Source organism: Holdemanella porci (assembly GCF_009696075.1).
GTDB lineage: Bacteria > Bacillota_I > Bacilli_A > Erysipelotrichales > Erysipelotrichaceae > Holdemanella > Holdemanella porci.
The window spans coordinates 1-22,104 of record NZ_VUMR01000016.1; the positions used below are offsets into that span (position 1 = coordinate 1).

At 34.0% G+C, this 22,104-nt stretch carries 23 protein-coding genes, 1 pseudogene and 1 other annotated feature; of the genes and pseudogenes, 6 read left to right on the forward strand and 18 right to left on the reverse strand.

Annotated features, from left to right (window positions below; translation table 11 throughout):
• Positions 1-124: 124 nt before the first annotated feature.
• Together FYJ55_RS11455 and FYJ55_RS04440 are read right to left on the reverse strand one after the other, a co-directional pair.
• Positions 125-445 (reverse strand): transposase family protein, encoded by a 321-nt coding sequence (locus tag FYJ55_RS11455; RefSeq protein WP_154555814.1) that lies wholly within the window; start codon positions 443-445, stop codon positions 125-127.
• A complete protein-coding gene (locus FYJ55_RS04440) occupies positions 424-1,764 on the reverse strand; it encodes a sensor histidine kinase (RefSeq protein WP_195836662.1) in 1,341 nt (446 codons plus the stop codon). Before FYJ55_RS04440 ends, FYJ55_RS11455 begins: the two co-directional genes overlap by 22 nt.
• A gap of 190 nt (positions 1,765-1,954) precedes the next feature.
• Between FYJ55_RS04440 and proB the strand changes: the two genes are divergently transcribed.
• The 5 genes and pseudogenes from proB (at position 1,955) to FYJ55_RS11275 (ending at position 3,700) form a co-directional block, all read left to right on the forward strand.
• Positions 1,955-2,542: a glutamate 5-kinase gene (gene proB, locus FYJ55_RS04445; RefSeq protein WP_229771078.1), complete on the forward strand. Its 588-nt coding sequence runs from the start codon at positions 1,955-1,957 to the stop codon at positions 2,540-2,542.
• Positions 2,514-2,693: a hypothetical protein gene (locus FYJ55_RS11020; protein ID WP_229771079.1), complete on the forward strand. Its 180-nt coding sequence runs from the start codon at positions 2,514-2,516 to the stop codon at positions 2,691-2,693. The genes proB and FYJ55_RS11020 overlap by 29 nt, the downstream gene beginning before the upstream one ends.
• Positions 2,694-2,873: 180 nt before the next feature.
• Positions 2,874-3,392, forward strand: coding sequence for an aldehyde dehydrogenase family protein (locus FYJ55_RS04450; protein WP_195836663.1), 519 nt, complete (start codon positions 2,874-2,876; stop codon positions 3,390-3,392).
• A gap of 80 nt (positions 3,393-3,472) precedes the next feature.
• A pseudogene (locus FYJ55_RS11460) lies at positions 3,473-3,553 on the forward strand (hypothetical protein); the annotation flags it as partial.
• 18 nt (positions 3,554-3,571) lie between these two features.
• Positions 3,572-3,700 (forward strand): hypothetical protein, encoded by a 129-nt coding sequence (locus tag FYJ55_RS11275; protein ID WP_154555817.1) that lies wholly within the window; start codon positions 3,572-3,574, stop codon positions 3,698-3,700.
• Between the two features lie 754 nt (positions 3,701-4,454).
• On the opposite strand, the gene lysS is transcribed toward FYJ55_RS11275, so the two are convergent.
• The 3 genes from lysS to FYJ55_RS04470 form a co-directional block, all read right to left on the reverse strand.
• Positions 4,455-6,368 carry a lysine--tRNA ligase gene (gene lysS / locus FYJ55_RS04460; RefSeq protein WP_154555818.1) on the reverse strand — a complete coding sequence of 638 codons (1,914 nt, stop codon included), beginning with the start codon at positions 6,366-6,368 and terminating at the stop codon, positions 4,455-4,457.
• Positions 6,369-6,412: 44 nt separating this feature from the next.
• Positions 6,413-6,624 (reverse strand) — a binding site (T-box leader).
• Between the two features lie 40 nt (positions 6,625-6,664).
• Positions 6,665-7,225 (reverse strand): TetR/AcrR family transcriptional regulator C-terminal domain-containing protein, encoded by a 561-nt coding sequence (locus FYJ55_RS04465; protein WP_154555819.1) that lies wholly within the window; start codon positions 7,223-7,225, stop codon positions 6,665-6,667.
• 10 nt (positions 7,226-7,235) lie between these two features.
• On the reverse strand, positions 7,236-7,793 hold the full coding sequence (locus FYJ55_RS04470; protein ID WP_154555820.1) for a manganese efflux pump: 558 nt from the start codon (positions 7,791-7,793) through the stop codon (positions 7,236-7,238).
• 54 nt (positions 7,794-7,847) lie between these two features.
• On the opposite strand from FYJ55_RS04470, the gene FYJ55_RS04475 reads away from it, so the two are divergent.
• A complete protein-coding gene (locus FYJ55_RS04475; RefSeq protein ID WP_154555821.1) occupies positions 7,848-8,924 on the forward strand; it encodes an Mbeg1-like protein in 1,077 nt (358 codons plus the stop codon).
• Here the strand turns inward: FYJ55_RS04475 and FYJ55_RS04480 are convergent.
• The 13 genes from FYJ55_RS04480 to FYJ55_RS04540 form a co-directional block, all read right to left on the reverse strand.
• Complete coding sequence (locus tag FYJ55_RS04480; RefSeq protein WP_229771080.1) at positions 8,921-9,547, reverse strand: SdpI family protein; 627 nt, start codon at positions 9,545-9,547, stop codon at positions 8,921-8,923. The genes FYJ55_RS04475 and FYJ55_RS04480 overlap by 4 nt on opposite strands.
• Positions 9,534-9,812, reverse strand: a complete 279-nt coding sequence (locus tag FYJ55_RS04485; protein WP_154555823.1) for an autorepressor SdpR family transcription factor — start codon at positions 9,810-9,812, stop codon at positions 9,534-9,536. The genes FYJ55_RS04480 and FYJ55_RS04485 overlap by 14 nt, the downstream gene beginning before the upstream one ends.
• 113 nt (positions 9,813-9,925) lie before the next feature.
• A complete protein-coding gene (locus FYJ55_RS04490) occupies positions 9,926-10,816 on the reverse strand; it encodes an O-acetyl-ADP-ribose deacetylase (RefSeq protein ID WP_154555824.1) in 891 nt (296 codons plus the stop codon).
• A 2-nt stretch (positions 10,817-10,818) separates the two neighbouring features.
• Positions 10,819-11,112 (reverse strand): hypothetical protein, encoded by a 294-nt coding sequence (locus FYJ55_RS04495; protein ID WP_154555825.1) that lies wholly within the window; start codon positions 11,110-11,112, stop codon positions 10,819-10,821.
• A gap of 51 nt (positions 11,113-11,163) precedes the next feature.
• A complete protein-coding gene (locus FYJ55_RS04500; RefSeq protein WP_154555826.1) occupies positions 11,164-12,084 on the reverse strand; it encodes a patatin-like phospholipase family protein in 921 nt (306 codons plus the stop codon).
• 50 nt (positions 12,085-12,134) lie between these two features.
• Positions 12,135-13,478: a radical SAM protein gene (locus FYJ55_RS04505; protein ID WP_154555827.1), complete on the reverse strand. Its 1,344-nt coding sequence runs from the start codon at positions 13,476-13,478 to the stop codon at positions 12,135-12,137.
• 204 nt (positions 13,479-13,682) lie between these two features.
• Complete coding sequence (locus FYJ55_RS04510; RefSeq protein ID WP_229771081.1) at positions 13,683-14,978, reverse strand: FAD-dependent oxidoreductase; 1,296 nt, start codon at positions 14,976-14,978, stop codon at positions 13,683-13,685.
• Between the two features lie 20 nt (positions 14,979-14,998).
• Positions 14,999-15,457 (reverse strand): VOC family protein, encoded by a 459-nt coding sequence (locus FYJ55_RS04515; RefSeq protein ID WP_154555828.1) that lies wholly within the window; start codon positions 15,455-15,457, stop codon positions 14,999-15,001.
• 272 nt (positions 15,458-15,729) lie between these two features.
• The gene (gene rlmD / locus FYJ55_RS04520; RefSeq protein ID WP_154555829.1) at positions 15,730-17,034 is read right to left on the reverse strand and encodes a 23S rRNA (uracil(1939)-C(5))-methyltransferase RlmD; all 1,305 of its coding nucleotides are present in this window, start codon (positions 17,032-17,034) and stop codon (positions 15,730-15,732) included.
• Positions 17,003-17,776, reverse strand: coding sequence for a methyltransferase domain-containing protein (locus tag FYJ55_RS04525; RefSeq protein WP_195836664.1), 774 nt, complete (start codon positions 17,774-17,776; stop codon positions 17,003-17,005). Before FYJ55_RS04525 ends, rlmD begins: the two co-directional genes overlap by 32 nt.
• Positions 17,777-17,841: 65 nt before the next feature.
• On the reverse strand, positions 17,842-19,032 hold the full coding sequence (gene thiI, locus FYJ55_RS04530; RefSeq protein ID WP_154555831.1) for a tRNA uracil 4-sulfurtransferase ThiI: 1,191 nt from the start codon (positions 19,030-19,032) through the stop codon (positions 17,842-17,844).
• Positions 19,016-20,146 (reverse strand): cysteine desulfurase family protein, encoded by a 1,131-nt coding sequence (locus tag FYJ55_RS04535; RefSeq protein WP_154555832.1) that lies wholly within the window; start codon positions 20,144-20,146, stop codon positions 19,016-19,018. Before FYJ55_RS04535 ends, thiI begins: the two co-directional genes overlap by 17 nt.
• Positions 20,146-21,921: a septation ring formation regulator EzrA gene (locus tag FYJ55_RS04540; protein WP_229771082.1), complete on the reverse strand. Its 1,776-nt coding sequence runs from the start codon at positions 21,919-21,921 to the stop codon at positions 20,146-20,148. Before FYJ55_RS04540 ends, FYJ55_RS04535 begins: the two co-directional genes overlap by 1 nt.
• Positions 21,922-22,104 lie beyond the last annotated feature (183 nt).

Sequence of the window (22,104 nt, forward strand, 5' to 3'; positions counted from 1 at the left end):
GATCAAACTGTTTCTTTTTATTTGCCATTTTCTTTTGCCTTCCTTTGTCTTTGAATCATCCTCTTTCTATTGTACCACTGGCGTAAATTTTCTCTTTTTGACTAGTCCTATTTATATGCTAACATCATACAGTTGTAGGTGATATATGATATCTTTCCGCAATAGATACAAATGTTTCGCTAGGTTTTGTGAGATCTTTCATCACACAAAGAATGACAGAAGAAGATATCTTCATCCTTTTGAATACGAATGGATTGATTTCATAATAGGTTGTATGGCAGATTGGACAAATATAGCGTCTGGCATGGTATACAAGAACACATCCCTTATCATTTAGAATGGAATGATTGATTTTTTTAGCTACATATCCCTTGATTTTGACAGACTCATTGCCACAATCAGGACATGGTGGTCTTTTGTCCGTCAGTTTAAGGTCAATAACCAATCTTTTGAAATGCCGATACCTGTATCTTGGATAATGCCCTTATAGTCGGATACCCCTTCTTCTCTTTCAATTTCTTCTAAAGAAAAAGAAATAGTTCCACCCGCATCCGTGTATTTGATCGCATTACTCATTAAGTTCATATAGATTTCTCTGATTTTTAAAGAGTCCGTTAAAATCATATTATGCTTAATGTTCACTGCATAGTTTAATGTCTGATTCTTTCGACGAATATCGGGTTCAAAAAATTGTAGAAGATCGTCGCAAGACGTATAAATATCCCATGGTTTTTCTTTCAATTCTTCTTTTCCGCTCTCAATTTTAGACATCTCTAAAATATTATTGATCAAAGAAAGTAAGTATTGGCTAGATTCATTAATTTTATTTAGATAATTTCTAGACACTTCTTGATCATCCCAATGACTTTTCATCAATTCACTAAAGCCAATAATCGCATTTAATGGTGTTCTTAAATCGTGTGACATGTTAAATAAGAAAGCACTTTTAGCTGCACTTCCTTCTTTAGCTTGTTCTAAAGCTTTTTTCAACATGACCATATTGGAAACATCTAAAAAACACGTAATGATAATGCGTTCATGATCTGGATTCATAAAAACTTTTGACTTTGCGAGTGCATGAACTTCATAAGTTTCTTTAGGATTAATGATCACTTCAAAATCTACCGAATTATCATATTTTCTTAATGCGATCAAGCGCTCATTTGTGGTTGAATCTGGATATTCAAACTTCTCAAATATCGAACGCATCTTACATTGCACTTTTTCTAATGAATCTATATGAAACATATCTAAAGCTCTTTTGTTTAAATGTACAATTTTATGTTCCTTTACGGTATATGCGAATACACCACAAGGTAATTCATCTAAAATTTCCTTATAGTAATCATTCTGCGCAACATTTTGATTACGCAATTTCTCATTGGTTTCTGCAAGATATGTTTCTAAAATCTTATCCTTTTCTAAACGTACAATATCACTTATATCTTGATGAATCCCTGCAATCGTACCATCTTCCATTTTCTTACCTGAACAGCGAATCATCATAACACCCTTTTCAGGATGTAGAAAACGATACACTATTTCCGTTCTTTCTTCGCTTAGTTTTCTTACATATTCTCCAAATTGCTCTTGATCTTCAGGATGTACGTGTGATAAATGAAATTTTAAGCATGCTTGTGCATCCATTTCTTTTGGTACTCCAATTAAATCTAAAAAGCAATCATTCCCATACAATTGATTTCCATCTAATTTCCATATTCCTATTGTGTTCTCTTTTAAAACTTGATTTATTATTTTGTCCATACAATTATTATATCTAATAATGATAGTGTTCTCAATGAAAGGGTAGAAAAAAGTATTATAGAAATATATAATTGTGTTACCATATAAAAAATATTTTTTGGTAGAGGAAGTGAAATATATGCGCGTTGTCATAAAAGTAGGTACAAGTACTTTGGCATACGAAAATACAGGTCTATAACATATTCGCAGAATGAAACAGGTATGTGAAGTACTTAGCGACATTAAAAATGCAGGACATGAAGTCATTCTTGTATCAAGTGGTGCCATCGGAATGGGCATGGGAAAATTGGGATTGGATTCAAAGCCGCATGATCTTCCAGGAAAACAAGCTTGTGTAGCCATTGGACAATGTGAATTGATGTATGCCTATGATTCTTTATTCTCACAATACAATCATATTGTGGGGCAAATATTAATCACAAAGGCCGATGTTGAAAATGAGGATCGAAAAACAAACTTCATCAATACCATGGAACATTTATTAAAAAGAAATGTTCTACCTATCGTAAATGAAAATGATATGATTGCGACTGAAGAAATTGTGATTGGGGACAATGACAAATTGGGTGCCATTCTAGCTAAAAATATTCATGCCGATTTATATATCATTTTATCTGACATTGATGGATTGTATGATGATGATCCTCATAAGAATGAAAATGCAAAATTAATTCCGGTTGTCTATGAATTAGATGAAAAAATTTTTAAGCTTTGGACAAGGCGTCAACTCGAATGTAGGTACGGGTGGTATGAAGACAAAACTAGAGGCTGCCACTGAATCATTAATGTTGTGTGATGAAGCAAAAAAGAATGAAATCTTAGAAGCTATGGCACAATCTTTATTGGCTAATAAAGAAGATATTTTGAATGCGAACTTAATCGATTTAGAAAAAGCAATAGTAAGTGATATCATGAAGGATCGTTTGTAGTTAAATGATCAAAGATTGAATGATATGGCTCAAGGCATATTAGATGTTGTCAAATTATCGAATCCAACCGGAAAATATTAAATGAAAGAACATTAGAGAATGGATTAGTCATTCAAAAAGTAAGTGTGCCATTAGGTGTCATTGCGATTATTTATGAAAGTCGACCTAATGTAACAAGCGATGCAGCTACTTTATGCATCAAAAGTGGAAATACTTAGTATTTTAAGAATTGGTAAGGAAGCTTGGAATAGTGTCAATGCGATTGTACAAGCACTACAAGAAGGAATTGAACAATGTGGTGTAAATCCAAATATTGTACAATTGATTCAAGATACAACCCATCAAAGTGCCAATGAATTAATGGAAGGCGTTGCCTATATTGATCTATTGATTCCTAGAGGTGGAAAGAATTTAATTTCGCGTTGTATCGAACATGCCAAAGTACCATGTATTCAAACAGGTACAGGCATTTGTCACATTTATGTGGATGATGAAGTAAATCAAGATATGACCATTAAAATCATTGTAAATGCGAAATATTCTAGACCAAGTGTTTGTAATGCAGAAGAAGTCTTATTAGTGAATTCGAAAGTAGCCAATGATTCCTTACCAAAGTTAAAGAAACAACTAGATACATATCCAGTTGAATTAAGATTGGATGATAGAGCACAAAAATCATTGATGGAACAAAAGCTTTAGTAGATGATTTTGACACAAATTTTTTAGATTATATTCTAGCCATTAAAATTGTAGATTCTGTAGAAGAAGCCATTGAACATATTTCAAAGCATTCCACAAAACACAGTGAATCCATTCTAACTACAAATAAAGAACATGCCAAACGCTTTTCACAATCCGTTGATAGTGCAACTGTATATATGAATTGTTCAACACGATTTACAGATGGAGGTCAATTTGGCTTTGGTTGTGAGATTGGCATTTCCATACAAAAACTTCATGCCCGAGGTCCTATGGGGCTTGAAGAATTAACACATATTAATACATAGTCCAAGGTAACGGACAGATTCGATAAGCAAAAAACAGGCAACTTCTAAATTGCCTGTTTTTTATTTCTTTATATTTTCAAAAATTGAATAATGATTTGTAGGATTTCTTCTGTCCAAAATTCACTGCCCCCATGATCAGCTCCTTCTAACATATATAGTTGTGCATCTATACAACATAATTTAACTTATTTAACATTTCTTCAAAGTGCTTTTATATATTTTGCTCCATTTCTTCAAAGTCATTTTGTATTATTTACTCCATTCTTCAATGTATTACATTATCATTTGTTAATTTAGTAGAATTTAGACAAAAAAGAGTACAAATTGTATCACACCAAACAACCACTACTCTTACTTTATTTAATTTTTTCCTTGGTGGTGATTTTACAATCGCAATTGCATTTACTTATATCTATATTCTAAAATCTGTCCAACTCAAAATAGATTCAAACTTTCCACTCTCTGAGTGGAAAATATTAGCTACCGTTTATAAACTGTCTAACTTAACAAGATCAAGGATTGTAAACTCAACGAGTTCACAATATACAGAAACAATTTATACAAGTTTTCATATAACTAAGTAAGTCCTTTCAAAATTTGTATTGCACAAAAAAACAACTCCCTTCATCTGAGAGTTGTTCTTTGTTTAATTCAATACAAAATGCTTCACTCTACTAGTGTAACCATCTTTTTCTTCTTTATTTTTTGGCGTAAATGCATAAATTTACAACCAAAAATTACTGATTTTTTTATCCTAGTAAAGCTTAGCTCCTGCAGGAATCTTGTCATCAACCATCAATAAGTTCAAGCATTCATGACCATCTTCTTCATGTACAGCTGAGATCAACATACCTTCAGAATTAATACCCATCATTTTTCTTGGTGGTAAGTTTACAATCGCAATTGCAGTCTTTCCAACCAATTCTTCTGGTTCATAATATTCGTGAATCCCGCTTAAAATAACGCGATCTTTACGTTGGCCATCATCCAAAGTGAACTTTAATAGCTTCTTAGATTTTTCTACAGCTTCACAAGCTAGGACTTTAACAGCACGGAAATCTGACTTACTGAATGTTTCAAAATCTACCATATCTGTGAAGATTGGTTCGATTTTTACATTCGAGAAATCAACCTTTACAGGTGCAGATTCCACTGGTTTTTTAGTTTGCGCTTTTTTGTTAGAATCCCCCAAGTTCTTCATGTGCGGGAATAATAATACTTCACGAATTGTTCTTTGATCTGTCAACAACATTACGAAACGATCAATTCCAAGTCCTACACCACCAGTTGGAGGAAGACCATATTCCAATGCTTCTACATAATCTGTATCGACTTCGTTGGCTTCGTCATCACCTAATTCACGAAGCTCTAATTGTTTTTCGAAACGTTCTCTTTGATCAATTGGATCATTCAATTCAGAGAATGCGTTCGCATATTCGTGTCCACAAATGAACAATTCATAACGATCCGCAAATCTAGGATCCTTCTTATTCTTCTTAGCTAATGGAGAAATGGATGTTGGATGACCATATACAAATGTTGGTTGTACAATTGTTTCTTCAACATATTTTTCGAAGAATAAGTTGATAATGTGTCCAACTGTATTATGGATCTTTTCAACTTCGATATCATGTTCCTCAGCCAATTTCACAGCTTCTTCATAACTCATATCTTGCCAGAAATCTACACCACAAGCTTCTTTGATCGCATCCACCATGTGAATACGTTTAAAAGGAGCCTTTAATGATAATTGTGTTCCTTGATAAGTAATATCTGTAGTACCCAATACTTCATTAGCTACTGAATCAAACAATCCTTCAATCAAGTCCATCATTCCGTGTAAATCACTATAGGCAACATATGCTTCTACGGTTGTAAATTCAGGGTTATGCATCGCATCCATTCCTTCATTACGGAATAAACGTCCAATTTCATAAACACCTTCTAAACCACCAACAATCAAACGTTTCAATGGCAATTCAGTCGCAATACGCAAATAGAAATCCATATTTAATGTGTTGTGGTGCGTTACGAAAGGTCTAGCACTTGCACCACCTAAGATTGGCTGCATAACTGGAGTTTCAACTTCCACTAAACCTTGACCATCCAAATAATGTTGGATTGCACGAATAATTTTTGGTCTTGTTAGTGCAATATGCTTAGCTTCTGAATTCATGATCAAGTCTACATAACGACGGCGGAAACGCTCTTCAACATCTGTTAAACCATGGAATTTTTCTGGTAAAGGACGAAGTGATTTTGAAAGATGTGTATAATTTTTAGCACGAACAGATAATTGCCCATGATCTGTTTTCATGACAGTACCCTCAATACCTACGATATCTCCAATGTCATTTTTCTTGAAGATTTCATATTGATCATCACCAATTTCATCTTTACGAACATAAATCTGAATTTGACCTTCACGATCCTGGATGTTCATAAAACCAGCCTTACCCTGACGACGCTTCGTCATGATACGACCTGCAATCTTAACTGTTACTTGTAACTCATCTAATTCTTCTTTTGTCTTGTCTTCATAAGATGATTTGATAATACCCGAATTTGAAGTACGATCATAACGAGATCCAAATGGATCAATACCCATGTCGATCAAATCTTGCATCTTTTGACGACGAACTTGTTCTTGTTGCGTTAACTTTTCCATTGTTTTCTCCTTTTTCTTTTATCCATAAAAAAAGGCACTTGCCACAAAGGGACGAAGTGCTCGTGTTACCACCCTAATTTACCAGACAAATCACTTTGCCCAGCCTTAGTCACTGTCTATAAACAGCGCTTCCTTTAATGCAGGAAATACAAATAGCTCCAAGTCTTTATTCCCAATTAGTCCTACGCTTTTTTTCACCAACCAAAAGCTCTCTAAAGTATTTCTAAAAGGTACTCGCCCTCTTCATTGCCTTTTTATATGTTTTTATCCTACTAGACAATACATAATTTGTCAATTTAAGATTTATCCATATATCGAATATTTAATTCTTTAATACTGTTTTTAAATAAAACATCGATCTTGGCATAATATGTTTCTACATCCGGTTCAAAATTATGCAAAATCCAATACTTTAAAAAGTATAATAAATCATTCGCATAATAATCCACTAAAAAATCTACTGTGAACCTTGAATCCATCCTACTCACATCTAAATAAGAAAATACATTTCTAAATATTTCTTTAAACACATTACTCATTAAATCTTCAAAACCATTCTGTCCTGTAATTCTATAACAAGACTTAAAAAAAACACGATTATCACTTACAGTATGAAAGATGTGTTTTATAATTTGAGGATTGGATTCATGCTCAATCCCTTTATAAAACATACGATGAATCAAATATTCTAAAGCCTCATACTTATCCATAAAATGATTATAGAAAGTTCCACGAATAACACCTGTTTTATCGCAAATCTGTTTGATTGTGATCTTTTCGAAAGGCTTTTGTTGCATCAAAATATACAATCCCTCACTCAGAAGATCTTTCATTGTCACCTTTTCATTTAATGTCATGAAATCACCTCTACAATCGAATTAATTTAAAAATTAATGATAAGCTCATAAATAAGTATACGACTCCGCAAAGAAAATAATAAGCCTTTTGATATCCGGCCCCATTATAATATCCAATATAAAAATGAATCATATAGCCAGCAAGTACAATTAAAAATAAGATTAAAGATTCCATCAAATAAGGAAGATTCATATAATAACAGCCAACTCCAACAAAAAAACAGTCCAGTCCTCCAACAAGAGCCAATTTAATAATTTGTTTTGTATCAAACTCTTGTAGTCTTTCCACAAACTTTCCACGCTTAAAACTATAGATAACCATTCCATTTCCAAGAATCAAAAAGACAAATATCGCAACACATTTATTCAATGTTGCCAATGGACGTCCAAAAATAAATGTGGATATCCCGTGTCCTAATAAAAACATACCCGAACTACAAAGCGCAAAAATCAATCCATAAACTAATGCTTTTGAAAAGCGAATATTACAAATCGTAGCTCCTTGCTCTAATGCACATACAAATACATCTAAACTCAGACAAATACACAAAATCCCAAATAATAACATAACAATCCACCTTCACTAACTTTATTGTATACGAACTTTAAAAATTTTAAAATTATGGATGAACATATTTCATTAAATGTATTTATGCACTACAATAAACCTATGATAAACATCATTGACTACATTAAAGAATACGGAAATTTAACACTTGAAGAATACCCATTTAATAATGTGGACTCTTTGATTCTCTCACAAATTTCCTATATCAAATTTGAAAACTCAAGCATTGACATCGAATCCGAAATCCATTTATTAAGCGATTTTGAAAATGAAATTGATACTTTATGCATTGATACCCGAGTACCTGAATTAAACGAAGAATTATTTCTTCAATTCATACACTCCCTTCGCTATGAAGCCATTACCATTTCTCATCTACAAACTAATTTTGACAAAGATAATGAAAAACAATTCTGTGCTATGACTTTTCATTTACCCAACCAAATAGACTACATTGCCTTTCGAGGAACCGATGCCAGCTTTGTAGGATGGAAAGAAGATTTTAATCTATGTTTTCAAGAAAATATTCCCAGTCAAATTTCTGCATTAAACTATGTAAACAACTATAAGACAAAACACAAACTCATCTTAGGCGGACACTCCAAAGGAGCTAACTTAGCACTTTACGCAGGTATATATACGCATAATTCAATTTTTTGTATCTACAATCATGACGGGCCTGGATTTCTTACACCTTATCAAACCGATAAGAAAGTATTTAAAACCATACCACAATCGAGTGTTATTGGACTCTTACTTGAAGAAACAAATAATTATCAAATCATCCAAAGTAATGCCATATCCATCCTTCAACACGATCCATTTACGTGGTGCGTTGAAAATGGTGATTTTATTTATCTTAAACAAAATGATCAACTATCCAAACATACACAATCCACACTATCAAATTGGCTTAAATCCATTGATGTCAATACCCGCAAACAAGTTATTGATACCATTTACTCTATCTTTTCAGATTACGAAAACCCAAAGGATTTAAGAAAGAATATCAATATAGCTGAAATGATCAAATCCATTCATAATATGGATGATCAAACGAAGAAAATGATTAGTGAAACCATTCAAGTCTTATTCAAATGCATTCAAAACGAAATCAAGCGAGGAAACTAAACTCCTCGCTTAAATAATATATAACTATAGATACACGGAATAATAGTCGCTACAAGAATCACAACAATGCCAATTGTCATATAGCCAAGCAATCCTAATACAATATATAAGATTCCAGCTATCACCATACAATAGCCACCCACACGATTTGATAACACCCAGTTTTCATCACTATTTAAAGCCCACGATGTTTTAATTCCAACTGCATAATTTCGCTTTACTTTTGGCAAATAATTTCCTAATACAATTAGTAATACACCCACTAGAATATTCATCACAAAACTTACATCAAAAGAATATCCCAAACCAAAATAAATAATTGTCATACTTGTCACAATACATATAACTGGACAAATCATAAATAAAATATTCATCATAAAATCTGGAATATTATTTCGCTTTGGATCTTTTACCGTCACAAAACAAGTAAATACATGAATTGCCAAACACAAGAATAACATGCCAAACAACCCTATAAACTTAGGCATTGTCCCATCAACTTGTCCATTTACATCAAAATGGGTTGGCACAACATCTGGTAATTGACTATAGAAAACCAGATTCAAAGCGAATGGAATCACAAACAAAGCTAAACTAAATTGAAACCATTTATTTTTCAACATCTTCATTTCCTCCTAAAAAAGACTTAAAATAACACAACACCTCCTCAAAAACAGATGCGTTAATTTGATAAAAGATAAAATTTTTATCCTTCTCTTCACAAATCAAACCTGCATCCTTTAATAAAGATAAGTGATAAGAAACGGTTGCCTGGGACATATCAAAATGACTCGCAATATCTCCAGCTGACATCTTGCCTTTTTTTAATAAACTCAAAATGTCTCTTCTGACTGGAGCACCTAAAGCTTTAAACGTTTTTTCAAACAAAATACCACCACCTATTTAGAAACATTTCTAAATAGATTATAAACCTTTTAAATATTATTTCAACTCTATTTAGAAATTTTTCTAAATAGTTAACAAAAAAAGAATCAGGAAGATTATTCTCCCTGATACGTTGTATATTTTTGATATTCCTTTATCATTCCTTCGTCAAAACAATACAAACTGATTTTCATTGTATAATCACTATTCGCATCCAACCAATCCGCAATTGTCTTTAATACTAATGGCACTGCCTTTTCTACAGGATAGCCATAGACTCCACATGAAATAGCTGGAAATGCGATTGTATGAATATCATACTTACGAGCTAAACTCAAACTATTCCAATAACAATCCCTCAACATATGCTCATCTTCATGTTTACCAGAATACATCGGACCCACAGTATGAATTACATACTTTGCCTTTAAATCATACCCCTTAGTAATCTTGGCCTGTCCTGTTTGACAGCCATTTAATAATTTACACTCTTCAAGTAACATGGGACCGGCCGCTCTATGAATAGCGCCATCTACACCGCCGCCACCCAAAAGCGATTCATTCGCTGCATTGACAATACAATCTCCATCAAAAGTAGTAATATCTCCTTTTACTACTTTGATTTCACTCTCTAGATTCTTATTGTCTAAAATCATTTCAATTAAAACTTTTGGTAAAAAATACGAATCTTTCCAAGGATTTAATACAACTCCACGTACACCTTGTGTATCATGCACCATATTTAAAACATCCATCACACTTTGATTTAATGTTTCTGTTGTCTGACCCAAATCCACTTGAGCCTGTGTAGTAAAAGCTACAAATACATCTTGACCATCATCTAAAGATAATCTTCGAGAGACTTTTTCACCCTCGACATCGCCAACAGGAATAATGAATTGTTTTTCTTCTTTTGCCAGTTTACGAATATGCGAAAGAACCTCCATATTTTTTTCACGAGTCTGCTCTTGATATAATTCTTGAATCAATGTTTCTAATTTTTCCATACCTATTTCCTTACTACAAATGTCAAACTAAAAGGAAAAGCCCCAATCACATCTTGATAAATAGAGTCATCAATAAAGAATCCCTCTTTCATTGCACTTTCCTTTAATAGCGAATCTAACGAAATAAATTCTTCTTCGCTAATTTTAAAATCATTAAAACAATATCCATCATTAAAGCGTTGATAGTTAAATACTTCATCCATTAAATCCCAAGTACTTACTTCACTACCATCTTCTAATGTATCCATATAGTTTAATAATTTATTTACGATTTCTTGTTGTCTTTCTTGTACCATAAAAATCACCTACGCTTATTCTAACACAAAATGAAAAAGAGGCATCGCCTCTTAATCAATTTCTAAATATTCTTTGATTCTTTGAATCTGATTCAACCCATCCAAATACCCCATGTAGTAAAGATCAGCGAGTTTATCCACATCTCCCTCTACGCGCGATACATTTACTGGCTTGCTTGGGGCAATCGTAAAGATTCTTCCTTCATTTTCAAGCCTTACTAATTCATCACACTGTCTATTGTAGTCACTATTCATCGATTCCAACTTCTGTTCTAAAGCTGGATATTCAGCATACAATCTTTTCGTCATTTTTTGAATGAACGGATTCGCTTCACTCTTTCGATACTCTCTTTGACGTGTACGAACCACAATGATTTTCTCATAATCATGATCCAACGCCCATTGATACGCTATCTTATCGCTGCAGCCACCATCTAAATATAAGCCATCCTCAATTTCAACCATCTTTGAAACATAAGGCATGGTTGCACTGGCTTGTACAGCTTTAAAAATATCCTGCGTTTTATTTTTACTAAAATATTCAGGCCTTCCCGTTTTACAATTTGTACATACCGCAATAAAATCACGCGTTGGATTCATAAAACGAGGTGTATTTAATGGATCAAAATATTGAGTTCCTTTCATCAAAAAATCAAATCCAATGATTCCTTTGTTGTTTTTAAAAGCTTCTAAACCAACATAACGAGAATCGTGGCGATACCCTAAATTAATTCTTGCACTACGACCAATTTGACCAGCCACATAGTTAAATCCGTTTAATGCTCCTGCACTTGTACCAACTGTACACTGCATATTGATTTCAAACTGCATTAAAGCATCTAACACTCCTGATGTATAGAGTCCTCGAAAAGCTCCGCCTTCAAGGACAATACATCCTGGAACAATTTTATTTGAAGTATTTCCATTTGGAAGTTTGGATATTCCCGAAAAACGCTTATTATTTTTCTTCATTTTATCCCTCTTTCTTAGCTGAAAATTTTATACTCATTTTTTTAATTTGTCTACTTTTTTTGTTCATCCCAAAGCTTGTCAGCCATTGGCTTCCAGTTTTTTGCGTATGGAGCTGTCTTTTCCAATAAGTGATCCACATCTTCTGGGGATTCATAATCTGTATTGACTGCTTTACTTTGTTTCACCAATTCTTGAATACGACCAGCATTTTCTAACATTGGACAAGGTCTTAACATATTTTCATTAAATGGTTGATTATCATGATAAGCCTGGAATAAAGGAGATCTAAGTGCATCGAGTAATGTTGTATTATGAATGCTACAGTTCGAATAATGAATGAATACACATGGTTCTACATCGCCCTTGGCATTGATATGAAGATATCTTCTGCCTCCAGCAATACATCCACCCACATATTGCGCATCATTTTGGAAATCCATAGTGAAAATTGGTTTTTCACTTCTGAATTTACGAATTTGATGATAAACATACGCTCTTTGTTCTGGTGTTGGAAGCAATTCTTTTACAGCCCCATTTCCTACTGGCATATAGTGGAAGAACCAGCAGAATAAAGCGCCTGCATCAATCATTAAATCAAAGAATTCATCACTTGCGATATCTTTATAATTTACGCTTGTATAACAAGTACTAATTCCGAATGGCAATTTATGTTTCTTTAATAATTCCATGGCACGTTTTACAGAATTGTAACAACCATCACCACGTCTAGAATCATTCGCTGTTTCAAAACCTTCCAAACTAATGGCTGGCACAAAGTTTTTTACTCGCAACATATCCTGACAGAATTCTTCATCAATCAATGTACCGTTTGTGAAAGATAAGAAAGCACAATCTGGATGCATTTCGCAAATTTTAATCACATCTTTTTTACGTGTTAAAGGTTCTCCACCCGTATAAATATACATGTAAGTACCTAATTCTTTTCCTTGACGAATAATCGAATCAATATCATCTAAAGATAAATTTAATTGATGCCCATATTCAGCAGCCCAACAACCTGTACAATGTAAGTTACATGCAGATGTTGGATCTAATAATACAGCCCAAGGAATATTACAATTGTATTTTTCTGACAATTCCTCTTGTTTTGTACTACCATTTAGTGATGCATTAAAAATAAAGTTTTTAAATACAGTCTGACGAACGCCTGCATCCAAATCATAAAGCTTCAAGATATAGTCATACCAAATACCTTTTTCATCGATTTGTTCACGAATCAATTTACGCTGCGAACCATACCAACCTTCAGGCATAACCTTATCTACTAAATTCATTAATTTAGGAATATTGGTTTCTGGATCCTTCTCCAAATACTTCAAAGCTTGATTCATTCCAAACTTTTGAACACTACTCTGTAAAGAACTAAAATTCATAACTCTTCCTCCCTTTTCATTTATAGTTTCATTCTAGTTCTTTAAAAATGAGTTTTTAATAGACAAATTCTTAAATGTATAAATATTTATGAACAATGGTCATTATTTTTATACCGTTTTGAGATATATGTCATATATGATTTATACATTTATGAACTACGGTCATTTATTGTATCAAAAAAAAGAAGGTGTTTTCACACCCTCTTAGATTTCATTGGCAGCCTTATATCCTGTACGAATAGCACTTGCGATATCTGCTGTTCTTTCACCACTACAGTCTCCTACATAAGTGAATGGAACAGTTAACTTACTATCATCAAATACATTCTTTTTAGAACCTAATGCATTTACAATTGTATCCGCTGTTATTTCAACATTTGTTTCATCTTTTGTATTCACTGCATAGATTACATTATTTTTAATTTCACTAACACGTGTATTCACAAATTTTTGAACATTATGTTCTTTAAAATCAGCTTCCATCAATGGCAATGCAGTTTCAGATTCTTGTGCTGCAATTTTATCCATCATTTCTACAATTGAAACTTCTAGACCTTTATTTGCCAAATATTCAGCGGTTTCATCACCTACTAAACCTCCACCTAAAACAACACATTTACCAGATACTTCTTGACCATTCAAGATATCCCAGCTTGATACTACATTTGAATTTTCTACTGGTATAAGAAGATCCATATTGTGAGCACCAATTGCCAAGATAACATGATCAAATCCATTCAATTCATCCATTGCTGGTTCATGGTTTAATTGAATGTCCACTTTACCAGGCAAGAATTTTTCATAGTATTGTACAGAACGTAAGATTTCATCTTTTCTTGGTGGAACTGAAGCAATATTGATTTGTCCACCTAAACGATCTGATTTTTCAAATACAGTCACTGTATGTCCTCGTTTATATGCTACACGAGCCGCTTCTAATCCCGCAAGACCAGCACCTACGATTGCGACATTCTTAGTTTCTGTACATGGTTGAATGAAGATTGTTTCTTCATCTCCATTTACGGCATTTAAAACACAGCTTAAGTAACGACGAGATTGGATGGCATCTACACAACCTTTATTACAGTTCAAGCATTCACCTTTTTCCACTTTATTGGCATTATCTGGATCTGTTAATAAACTTCTTCCATATCCAATGATATCTGCCGTACCATCTTCTAGAATCTTTTCACCTGCTTCAACACTGACAACACGACCAACAGTTGCGATAGGACAAGAAACAACGGCTTTCACTTTTTCACAAGCACGTAAAGTCCAGTTATAAGGAACAGCACCCATAGGAGGAATTGTATCACCCATGTTTCCTGTGTGGTTAGCTTGAGCCACTTGAATCATATCAATGCCTGCTGCATCTAACATTTTTGCGAATTCAACCGCTTCATCTTCCAATAAACCACCTTTACCACGTAAAGATCCATCTGGATTGACTGTAATAATTGGAAGTTTATATTCGACCATCATATTTCCATAGTGCATCATATTTGCTCATAATTTTCCCTCTATTTTAAACACGCATTTACATAATCAATAGGCACATCCATACGCTTAGCAACCTGTTCAACAGTCATCCCTGTATTGATGAATCTCTTGCATACCATCTTTATATTTTCTCCAACCTCGATAATATGTTTGTCTGGGTCATACAAACGAACAACTCGCTGTCCCCATGAATGCTCAATAATCGGATGTACATAATCAATATCATAATCTTTCAGTTTCATAGCAAACGCATCGAAATCATCCTCTTCAAAATAGATTTCGAAGTTATTACCGCCAAAAGAAATATCGTCTTTTCCTATGAACTCTTTATATGTTTCAAGTGTCTGAAGAGCCAGACCACCAGTCAATGTTTTATTTGCTCCAAAATCCAAAACAACCTCTAGTCCAAAGAGCTCTTTATAAAACTGTACTGATTTATTAATATCGGCCACTACCAACATCGGACTTTCAAATTTCATTGTTTCTTCACTCCTTCCATAACATCTAATCCACTGCCTGCTATATTGCCAACAGTCGAGTTGCCGAATTAGACAACATCTAAATCACTCACTCAAATTGAGTTTGCACCCCAGATAACATCTATCCTAGTGCCACAACCCACGACATCCAATCCACGGCCTAAACCCTCTGACCGTTTTTACAGTAGATATGTTTCAATATAAGAAATACGGACTTTCATGAGTTATTGCCTAATCTCAAAAAAGCCCGTAAATATGCTACTTTTCGCTATTTATTTCTGTTTCCTAGACATCAAACAGACCGTCTCCACATGTGGAGTTTGACTAAACATATCGACTGGTTGAATCTTTACAATACGATACTCTTTCTTTAATACGCCTAAATCTTTAGCCAAAGTAGCTGGGTTACAAGATACATAGATCATCGTTTTGATCTTTGATTTTAAAATAGTTTCCTTCATTGTATCATCCAAACCAGAACGAGGCGGATCCACAATCAATGTATCCACTTCTTTTTCTTGCACTAAATGTGCTAAGGCACTACCCGCATCTTCACAAATGAAAGATACATTGTCTGCATGATTTAACATCGCATTTTCATTGGCATTATCAACCGCATCCTGAATGGATTCAACACCAATAATTTCTTGTGCCTTATCTTTCACAAATAAACTGATGGCACCAATACCACTATAGGCTTCAACCGTAGTCTTTGATCTTGGCATCCAATCTTTAACCACATTATAAAGATTCACGGATTGTTTCGTGTTTAACTGGAAGAAAGATCTTGGAAGTAAAGATAATTGAATATCTTCTAATCGAAGATGCATCTTTTCTTCTCCCCAAATAAAACGCATATCTCCAAATACTTCACGCTTTGTTTCTGTTTTTACACTTTGCCAGATTGAAACAACACCCTCTAGCTGAGTCACATCATGAATAAATTCTTCACTTAAATCTTCTTTTCCCGTCACAAAAATAATTTGAATCTTAGAATCAAATTCTTTCATCACCAATGTACGATAACCCGTTTTCTTTTTATCATCATACATCTTTAAATGATGCTCATTCATAATTTTTAAAACTTCCTGACGCGTTTGTTCCAACAATTTTGAATGCACATAACACCTTTCCATCTTTTGGAAATGGTTTGTATCACGCTCATACATTCCTGTATATAACTCCCCATATTCTTCACCAAAAGGAAGTTTGCAGCTATTACGATATGACAATGGCTCAGGATTCTTTAAAATTGGTAAAATGCGACCATTATAATCCGCATACTTAATCAGTGTCTCTTTTAAATTACCCTCTTTCATCTTGCATTGTGCTGGATACTTTACGTGCATCAAAGCACATCCACCACACTCTTTCCAAATTGGACAAAGTGGGTAGCGACGCTTTGAACTCTGTTCAACTAAACGAGTTAATTCTCCAACCAAATAAGTACCTTCATCACTTTTAATATCAAATTCAATAACTTCGTTCGGAATGGCATTTTCAATAAATACTGGCTTCCCTTCATGGAACGCAATTCCCTCACCATTAATTCCCCATTTTTTTACTTTTGTTTTCATATTTTTTATACACAGTTACGACAAACTCAAACGTAACCTCTAACCTTTCTAATTGTTTTACACGATCAAGTCCAGCTTGACTCGTTTTATATCGATATGGTGTCATTTCCAGTAAAGACCATACATCATCTACCATCTTTTTTTCCTGAATAATTTCCTGGTTTACCAATTCATATTGTTCTAGTATTTCAGGCATTTCATTTTCGTATGGTGTGTCATACAATACTTCTTTTAATTCAAAACAATGCTTAGGACCCGGACCTACTACGATCCAATATCCATTTTCTTTTAGTATACGATAGATTTCATCTTGGCCTAAAGGCACAAAAATACTTGTAACACAATCTATGCTCTCGTCTAAAAAAGGCATATCAAATAAACTACCCACAATATATTGCGTATGTTTATCTTTTTTAGACGCATGAAGAATTGCTTCCTTACTCAAATCAATCCCATAACTATGTTCAAAGTTCGTCCCTATCTCTTTTGTATAGTAACCTTGACCACAACCTGCATCCAAATAAATAGATCCATTAGCTTTACTCTTTACATATTGACGCATAAAATCATAATAATCTTTTTCTAAAAAATCCGTACGCGCTTTGACCATTAAAGCATTGTCCCCATGATTCTTTGTCTGCTTACGTGATAAGTTCACATAACCTTGTTTAGCACAATCAAAAGAATGATTATTTTCGCATCGAAATGTTTTGTTTTCTTTTATTAGTTTCTTTTTACACACCGGACATATCAACATAAAAAGATTATAACATAAAAGAAAAAGAGAAGTGCTATCTTTCACTTCTCTTAGAATAAATCTTCTTCAACCTTAACTGGATGTACCCAAATATCTTCTGTATTATCTATACAATCTTGTACCATCTTGTCAAAGTCCCATTTTGCCTCATATTTTTCACACTTATCCACACGAGGTTTAGTAACTGGATTCTTTGGTGTAAAAATCGTACAACAATCTTCATAAGGAAGAATACTTGTTTCATATGTTCCAATCTTTTTAGAAAGATCAATAATTTCAACTTTATCCATACAGACCACTGGACGAATAATCGGCATATTTGTGACATCATTGATTGCGAGCATGCTCTCTAAAGTTTGACTTGCGACCTGTCCAATCGATTCACCTGTTGCGATAGCTTGCGCATGTCTTTTCTTAGCTAGCCCTGTCGCAATACGCATCATCATACGACGCATCAATGTGATCGCATAACTTTCATCCGCATTTTGATAGATTGCCAATTGAAGATCTGTGAATGGAACAACATGAACTAAAACATCACCTTGATAACCAGATACAAGTCTAGCTAGTTCCATTACTTTTTCTTGTGCATTTTGTGAAGTATATGGAGGTGAAGCATAATGAATACATTCTATGTGTACACCACGTTTCATCATTAAATAGCAGGCAACTGGAGAATCAATTCCACCACTTAATAAAACCATGGCCTTTCCGCCAACACCCACTGGATATCCACCCGCACCTTGAATTCGATCTGTCATAATGTAGGCTGCATCTTGATGAACTTCAACAACAATTTTTACATCCGGATTATGAACATCCACTTTCCAGTCACTGTTCTTTAAAATCTTAGTTGCAACCCTACGATTAATATCGTCTGAAACATATGGGAATAATTTATCACTACGACGTGCAGCTACCTTAAATGTTTTTGGTGTTGTTAAATCTAAAGATTCATAACAAGCATCAATGATTTGATCTAAATCTGGTTCCACTTTAATAGCTAATGAGAAGGAAGATATTCCAAAAACTTTAGCTAAAATATCACTAACCTGCTTAGAATCTTCATCATGAAGATAAATATACATACGGTCGTGTTGTTTTTCAAATTCTAATGTTGGGAATGCTTTTAAAGCTTTACGAACATTGTCATAAAGCGCCTTAATAAAGTTGTTACGGTTTTTTCCTTTTAAACTCAGTTCGCCATAACGAATTAAGATATGATTATAACGATAAGCCATAATTCTCTATAATCTCCTTACATATTTCTATAAAATATTTTGCCTCTTCCAAAGTATTCTCATAAGAAAAAGATAAACGAATTCCATGTGTCGCATCAAATTCTGACTTGTGCATAGCCAATAACACTTCAGAAGCATTCGTGTTTTGTGATGAACAAGTACTTTTTGCGGATACACAAATCCCCTTTTGATCCAAAGCATTTAATAAGACTTCACTTGTGATTTGATCAAATGAAATATTAAGAATATAAGGAATCGCATCTTTTGGCGAATGTATATGCGCACCATTGATTTTAGCTAATTCTTCACGCAAATATTTATTGATTTTTAAAACATGATCATAAGCCTGTGATTGTTCCTCTAAAGCCAAACGAATTGTCTTTGCCAAAACAATATTCGCCGGTGCATTCTCTGTTCCACCACGAAGTCCTTGTTCCTGTTGTCCACCTTGAATAATTGGAACAAGTTGAATCTTCTTTTTCTTCATTAAAATGGCACTACCCTTTAGACCATGAATCTTATGTGCAGAGATCGTAGCCATATCTAGTTTTTCAAAAGGAATATCAATTTTTGAAAAACTCTGTACACAATCCACATGAAATACACACGTTGGATTTTGGTGTACAATTTTTTCTAGTTCTAAAATAGGGTTGATAGCTCCCATTTCATTATTCACATGCATAATCGATACTAAAATCGTATCTTTACGCATATGAGATTTTAAGCATTCTGGTGTAACAATTCCCTCTTCATTAATTGGAAGAAATTCAACTTCAAATCCGAAACGCTTCAAAAACTCCATCGCATGACGAACACTCGAATGTTCGACATTGCTTGTGAGTACATGATGACCTCGATGTTCATTGGCCAAGGCATATCCTACAATAGCTAAAGTGTTTGATTCACTTGCAGCTGATGTAAAGATAATTTCGCTTGGATCTACATGAAGCATAGAAGCAATATTTGATCGACTTTTTTCCATGAGCGAACTTGCCTGGCGACCAGCCGCATGCAAACTATCTGGGTTGCCATAACAAGTTTCTAACATTTGCCCATAAACACGACGAACCTCTGTACGTACAGAGGTTGTCGAAGCATTATCAAAATAAATCATTACTGCACCTGGTTCATGACTGCAGGATCTTTTTGAGCTATTAACTTCTCATAAATTCCTGGGTGCATGTTTTCGATTGCTTGGATTGCAATCTTAAGTGCACGAGTATATTCTCCATTTTGGAAACATAACTCAGCGCGAGTTAAATCCGAATCCATTTGTGCATGCGTACTACGGAAACGGTTACCAAACACAATCGCATTTTCTACCATAACGGCAACACCGACTAAATTGTTTGCGTTATTGTATAACTTATATACAAAGTCGATGGCATCCTGCAAATCTGCATTTAATGTTTGTACATCTAATGGTGAGTGATCCAACACTACACGAACACGTTGAATCAAGCGTTCGCCTTCTTTTAAATCTGCAGAAAATTGAGATGAGATACTAGGCAAATGACGTGTTACTGTATTTAAACGTACTTCATTTAAAATCAATTGTAATTTTGTCAATTGTTTTTTAGCACGTGATTCATCACTGCTTGCTCCCACTAACATCTCTTTCATATCCTTGACTTGATCGTGGAATTCATTAACATCTTCTGAAAATTTACGATAACCATGAACTACATCTACGCTAGGACGTTGATTTTGCTTCAATTCTTTTTGAATTTCATCACGACGATTTGATAAATCTTCCATTTGGATTTGTGCCAAAGAGAAGCGGTGTGTCCAATCTTCTAGACCAAAACGATCTTTAATATTGGCATAAAGCGCCATAATTTCCTCAAGTTCCTGACCAATGACATTAACTAGATCTAAATTAGATTGAAGACTTACATGGATTTCATCATAAGCTTCTTTTTCATTCGTTACATCATCTTGTAATGCTAGAATGTGATCTCCAATGATTTCCAAGTTTTCTTGTGCCATTTCAAATTCACCTGCATCCAATTGATCAATTGAACTAGACAAAGCACTTTGAATGGTTGTTAATTTTTCTTCTGGTTCTAAATAAGATAAGTCGATATCTTTTTCCTGTAATTCCTTAATGTGCAAACGAACTTCGTTAATTGCACGAGGCAATACATTTTTGGCCTTTTCATAGAGTCCAGGGAAGGCTGCAATTTTAGAGCTAATCTCATCCACCATTTTTGAGATTTTTTCTTGTTCTTCCTTTGCCTTGTTAAATTCTGAAGCAAACATCCACTCTTCAAAATTAGAGAATTCATTTTCAATTTCCTCTAAGCATGAATCTACATAATTAACAGATCCATAAAATGAAGAACGATTATCTTGGTAAACAGTTTTCACATTGCGGAAACGCTCTTTTAAAGCATTTGCCGATTCACGAACCTCTGTTTCACGAGCCAAGATGTGATCTAATGACTGAGTAACGATACGAATTCTTTCTTTTGTCTCGTCCATCATTGTTTCTAAATCGTCCATAGCTCGCATAGATTTGCGAAGACAATGTCTAGAAACATAATCATCTGCTTCATTAAACAAATCATCACAAGCACTTAAGTTTTTTTGACAAGTATCATATTTTGGAGTCAAGCTTTTCACTTTATCCATGATGTCATCATTCACTCTTGCGAATGCCGATGCTTTGTTGAATTTGTAGGCCAAGGAATTGTTACGAATTTCATTCATTTCGATTTCAAGATCTGAAAGTCGTTTCGACGCCTTTTTACGTTTGATCATACGCATAATGATCCAAATCAAAATCAAGACTAGAATTGCTATACAAAGATAGATAATTACAGTCACAGAAAGTTGATTTCGAATGAACGCGTATACTGATCGAAAGAAATTCAAAACACTATCCATAGTGGTACCTCCTTGCAAACCATTCTTATTATAGCAAAAGTTCAAAATCATTGCATCATTTTCTTGATTTTATTAATGTTCTTTGATATGATACATAGGCATAAATTGATAGCAGCATACAAAGTTAAAGGATATGCGTTGCAGCCTTATTAAGCGATATGAGTAAGCTAATAGCTGATAGCG